Raw genomic sequence first — 1,487 nt, forward strand, 5'->3', positions numbered from 1 at the left:
ACTACTCCGCTTACAGTGTTGCATAAGTTTTCCCTTGATAGTGGATATACCATTATTACCGCTTAAATCATTCTGCGGCTCTATACGAAATACGATATTAACTTCTTCTTTGTAAATCTCAACGCGTTTCACCAATGCTCTGATAATTTCTCTCTGACTGTTGAAGTCGATGTTGTCTAAGGAGCCTGCTACCGTTTTTGCAAATTCCTCTAGTCGACTCACTACCAGAAACAGTTCCATTTGGTTGACTTCGTGATGCTGGCAGGCTTCAATTTGTTGGTTTATTTGCTGTATCTTACTCTTTAGCTGACGGATTTTGGGTTCAAAATCTTCTTTGTCGATTAAACCTTCTGCATAGCTGTCAATGAGCCGTGATTGACCTTTATCTAAACTGTTTTTTTGCTTTTTCAGCGTTATTGTATCGTCATTATTATTGACTTTTTTATCCTGTTGCAATAAATCCAGACGTCGTTCATGCTCCTTTTCTAATCGCTCTGGATGCTTTAATAATTCGACCACCTGCTGCCACACTATTTCATCTAACCTTTCTGTTCTGATTTGTTTGTTATCGCATATCCGTTGTCCACCAAACCGGTAACCATCCGTTCCAATGCAGCGGTAGTACGCATAGGCTTTTTTACCCTTAGCAGACGATGGACTGATTTTCTTGCCATAGTATGCATAATGGCAATGCCCGCAAACCACTAGCCCTTGAAGCAAATGGGCAGCCCCTCTTCGCCGTTGTCGAGCCTGCTTCCTGTTTTCTTCCAGCTGTTCCTGAACAGTTAAAAATAGCGCTTCGCTGACAAGTGCAGGTACCGCTATTTCTATCCAGTCTTCTCGATTGACTTTTTCTACTGAATACGGCTTCTTTGGTGTCTCGGCGCTGTGTTTCTGTGGACGAATTATATTCCTACGCTCTGTCGTTTTGGTTTTACCGAAGGCGGCTCTGCCCATGTAAGCTGGATTTTGTAACATCCCCCAGATAACGCTCCTATCCCAACTTGTTTTTCCTGTTTGAGTCTCTATTCCTGCGTTACTTAGACGCCGGCTGACCTCGCCTATACTCAGCCGTTCTTCGCCTATCCACTGAAATATCTGTCGCACAGTCGTGGCTTGATGTAAATTAATGATGTATTGAGCCGCTTGCCCATCCTGTTGTTTACGGATGTAACGGTAGCCGAAAGGCGCATTGGATAGAACGTTGACACTGCCACCTTTAGCACGGTGGAGCTTGCCTCTACGGTTACGCTCCATGATTTTAGCGCGCTCGTATTCAGCAAACATGCCTTGCATCTGTAGCAGCATTTCATCTTCTGGTGTTGTGCCGATATCATGATTCAAAAACCGAACCTGAATACCTATGTCTGCAAATTCTTCCATCAATAGCGCTTGGTGTGCGTATTTTCGTGATAGGCGGTCTGGTGCAAGAATGTAAAGCAAATCAATTCCTCCCAGAGAAGCCGTGTCTCTTAGTCTCTCTAGTT

General features: G+C 43.9%; 1 protein-coding gene. It reads right to left on the reverse strand.

What is annotated here, in order from left to right; genetic code table 11:
- Nucleotides 1–1,487 (reverse strand): recombinase family protein (locus CXF95_RS26150; RefSeq protein WP_101201397.1); only part of this gene is annotated, 1,487 nt, incomplete at both ends.

Source organism: Paraglaciecola sp. MB-3u-78 (assembly GCF_002835935.1).
Lineage (GTDB): Bacteria > Pseudomonadota > Gammaproteobacteria > Enterobacterales > Alteromonadaceae > Paraglaciecola.